Source organism: Cellulomonas bogoriensis 69B4 = DSM 16987, from assembly GCF_000767165.1.
Classification (GTDB): domain Bacteria; phylum Actinomycetota; class Actinomycetes; order Actinomycetales; family Cellulomonadaceae; genus Actinotalea; species Actinotalea bogoriensis.
In genome coordinates, this window is sequence record NZ_AXCZ01000228.1 from 1 (window position 1) to 3,307 (window position 3,307).

Annotated in this window: 5 protein-coding genes; 3 read left to right on the plus strand and 2 right to left on the minus strand. The window is 72.7% G+C overall.

Annotation, left to right across the window (positions count from 1 at the left end; translation table 11 throughout):
* The coding region (locus N869_RS17950; RefSeq protein WP_035062508.1) for a hypothetical protein at window positions 1-209 on the plus strand (209 nt) is incomplete at its 5' end.
* 66 nt (window positions 210-275) lie between these two features.
* Window positions 276-1,142: a glucose-1-phosphate thymidylyltransferase RfbA gene (gene rfbA, locus N869_RS13760; RefSeq protein WP_035062510.1), complete on the plus strand. Its 867-nt coding sequence runs from the start codon at window positions 276-278 to the stop codon at window positions 1,140-1,142.
* On the opposite strand, the gene rfbD is transcribed toward rfbA, so the two are convergent.
* Window positions 1,112-2,053 (minus strand): dTDP-4-dehydrorhamnose reductase, encoded by a 942-nt coding sequence (rfbD, locus tag N869_RS13765; RefSeq protein ID WP_232229754.1) that lies wholly within the window; start codon window positions 2,051-2,053, stop codon window positions 1,112-1,114. The genes rfbA and rfbD overlap by 31 nt on opposite strands.
* A 54-nt stretch (window positions 2,054-2,107) precedes the next feature.
* Here rfbD and N869_RS13770 point away from each other — a divergent pair, with 54 nt between their 5' ends.
* Window positions 2,108-2,731, plus strand: coding sequence for a dTDP-4-dehydrorhamnose 3,5-epimerase family protein (locus N869_RS13770; RefSeq protein ID WP_035062512.1), 624 nt, complete (start codon window positions 2,108-2,110; stop codon window positions 2,729-2,731).
* Window positions 2,732-2,735: 4 nt separating this feature from the next.
* On the opposite strand, the gene N869_RS13775 is transcribed toward N869_RS13770, so the two are convergent.
* Window positions 2,736-3,307, minus strand: a 572-nt coding sequence (locus N869_RS13775; RefSeq protein ID WP_035062514.1) for a dTDP-glucose 4,6-dehydratase, incomplete at its 5' end; no start/stop codon positions are given.

Sequence of the window (3,307 nt, forward strand, 5' to 3'; positions counted from 1 at the left end):
GCCCCGAGCCGCCGGAGGGCGGGACCCGACCGCGGGCGCTGCTGGGACGGGCCACCGTGGCCCAGACGCTGGGCCGCTGCACGGCGGCACTCGGCGCCGACGGTTCCGTCGTCCTCTGCGACCCCTCCGTCGCGGCGGAGCTCGACGGCGACACCACCCGCCGCGCGCGGCTGGTCGAGACCGAGCAGGTGACCGTCACGGTCCCGTAGCCACCCCTGCCGGATCCGGCATCCGCGAGGTTTGGCGACCGGGCACCGGTGCAGGACCATGGTCGGGTGCGAGGGATCATTCTGGCCGGTGGGTCCGGCACCCGGCTCCACCCCATCACCCAGGGGATCAGCAAGCAGCTGGTACCCGTGTACGACAAGCCGATGATCTACTACCCGCTCTCGACCCTCATCCTGGCCGGGATCAGGGACGTGCTGGTGATCACCACCCCGCACGACGCGGACCAGTTCCGACGGCTGCTGGGCGACGGCTCCCGGTTCGGCATCGCGATCGAGTACGCCGTGCAGGAGCACCCGGACGGCCTGGCGCAGGCATTCGTTCTCGGTTCGACGTTCGTCGGCCGGGAGCCGGTCTGCCTGGTCCTGGGTGACAACATCTTCTACGGGCCGGGCCTGGGCACGCGGCTGCAGCGGTTCAAGGACCTCGACGGCGGGGCGATCTTCGGCTACCGGGTCGCCGACCCCACCGCGTACGGGGTGGTGGAGATCGGTCGCGACGGCCGCGCGCTGTCGATCGAGGAGAAGCCCGCCCGACCTCGCAGCGGGTACGCGGTGCCGGGCCTGTACTTCTACGACAACGACGTCGTCGAGATCGCCAGGGACCTGCGCCCCTCGGCGCGCGGGGAGTACGAGATCACCGACGTCAACCGGCACTACCTGGACCAGGGGCGCCTGCACGTGGAGGTGCTGCCGCGCGGGACCGCCTGGCTGGACACCGGGACGTTCGACTCCCTGCTGGAGGCGTCCAACTACGTCCGCACCCTGGAGCACCGCCAAGGGCTGAAGATCGGCTCACCGGAGGAGGTGGCGTGGCGCCAGGGCTTCCTCACGGACGAGGAGCTGCGCGCACGCGCCACCGCGTTGTCGGCGTCCGGGTACGGGGCCTACCTGCTCACGCTCCTCGAGGAGTCCTGACCGGCAGGTCTGCCCACCGTCGCGAGGTCGGCCAGAACCTCACCGGCAGCAGCGACCCACCGCTGCTCCCAGGGCCCGATCGCCTCGACGCCGGCTGCCGCCAGACTCTCGTGACCCAGCACGGACCAGGACGGGCGGGCCGCTCCCCGGGGGCGGGCGGACGTGGGAACCGCGCGCACCAGAGCCGGGTCCATGCCCGCGGCGCCCACCACGGCCCGGGCGAACTCGAACCAGGACGTCTCCCCCGCGGCCGTCCCGTGGTAGGTGCCCGCCGGTGCGCCACGGGCGACCAGCCGGTGGACCAGGCGGGCCAGGTCCAGCGCCCAGGTCGGCTGACCCCACTGGTCGTCGACCACCTCCAGGGCGCCGCGCTCGGCCGCGAGCACGGCGATGGTCCGCGGGAAGCACGTCCCGTCGCGCCCGTACAGCCACGCGGTCCGCACCACGAGGTGGTCGGGGCACTCCGCCCGCACCGCCCACTCCCCCGCCAGCTTGCTCCGCCCGTAGGCGGTGCGGGGGTCGGGCGACGCGTCCTCGTGCCACGGGAGCGGAGGCGCGCTCGCGACCTCGCCCATCACGTAGTCGGTGGAGACGTGGACCAGACGCGCACCCGCCTCGTGGGCGGCCCGCGCCACAGCCGCCGCACCCACGGCGTTCACCGCGAACGCCGTGGCCTCGTCGGCCTCCGCCGGGTCGACCGCGGTGTAGGCCGCGCAGTTGACGACGACGTCGTGCCCCGCGACGGCGGCGCGCACGTCGCCCGGACGCGTGATGTCCAGGCCGGCGCGGTCCACAGCGGTCACGTCCTCGGACGCCGCGGTGAGCACCCGCACGACCTCTGACCCGAGCATGCCGGACGCACCCGTCACCAACCACCGCATGGCCACTCCCCTCGCGTACGTCGCGGCCATGATGCCCCACCGCGATCGCCGTTACGGTGTGCGTGCAGCACCGAGGAGGAGACGATGGATCTGACACCGCTGAGTGTCGAGGGCGCCTGGGCGGTCACCCCGCGGCTGCACGGGGACGACCGCGGAGTCTTCCTGGAGTGGTTCCGGGGCGAGTCGTTCGCCCGCGCGGTGGGGCAACCGGGGCTGCGCCTGGCCCAGGCGAACCTGTCGGTGTCGGCCGCAGGGGTGGTGCGGGGCATCCACTTCGCCCAGCTGGCCCCGAGCCAGGCCAAGTACGTCACGTGCACCTCGGGTGCGGTGCTGGACGTCGTGGTGGACATCAGGGTCGGCTCACCGACCTTCGGGCAGTGGGACGCGGTGGTCCTCGACGACGTCGAGCGCCGCGCGGTCTACGTGTCCGAAGGCCTCGGCCACGCCTTCATGGCCCTCGAGGAGCGCTCCACGGTGGTGTACCTGTGCTCGGCCGGGTACGCCCCCGACCGTGAGCACGGGATCAACCCTCTCGACCCCCGGATCGGCATCACCTGGCCCACGACGGGCCGTGACGGTCGGGCGCTGGAGCCGCTCCTGTCCCCCAAGGACGCCCAGGCCCCCACCCTGCTCCAGGCCCGCGACCTCGGGACGCTGCCGACCGTGGACGAGGTGCACGCCTTCCGCGAGGGGCTGCGGTCGCGCTGACCGGTCAGCGGCCCAGGGCCCGGTACCGCTGCTCGGTCCGGTCCTTGTGGGGGCGCCACCACCGCTCGTTGTCCTGGTACCAGCGGACCGTGGCCTCGAGCCCGGCCGCGAAGTCCCGGTAGGTCGGCTCCCAACCGAGCTCCTCGCGCAGGAGGCTGGAGTCGATCGCGTAGCGCAGGTCGTGGCCCGGGCGGTCGGGCACGAGGTCGTAGGCGTCGCGCGGGTGACCGAAGATCTCCAGCAGCGCCTCCACCACCTCCCGGTTGGTGTGCTCGCCGTCGGCTCCGATCAGGTACGTCCGCCCGGCCCGGCCCCGCTCGAGAATCGCCCACACCGCGCGGTTGTGGTCCTCCACGTGGATCCAGTCACGCACGTTGGCGCCGGTGCCGTAGAGCTTGGGCCGCACCCCGTCGATCAGGTTGCTGATCTGCCGTGGGATGAACTTCTCCACGTGCTGGTAGGGGCCGTAGTTGTTGGAGCAGTTCGAGAGGGTCGCCTCGACCCCGTAGGACCGGCACCAGGCACGCACCAGCATGTCGCTGGCGGCCTTGGTCGAGGAGTACGGGCTGGAGGGGT

What these genes read in the sequence shown, in the direction of transcription:
- rfbD (WP_232229754.1), bottom strand. Translation starts at nt 2,053, where the DNA reads ATGGCCGCGACGTACGCGAGGGGAGTGGCCATGCGGTGGTTGGTGACG.
- N869_RS13770 (WP_035062512.1), top strand. Translation starts at nt 2,108, where the DNA reads ATGGATCTGACACCGCTGAGTGTCGAGGGCGCCTGGGCGGTCACCCCG.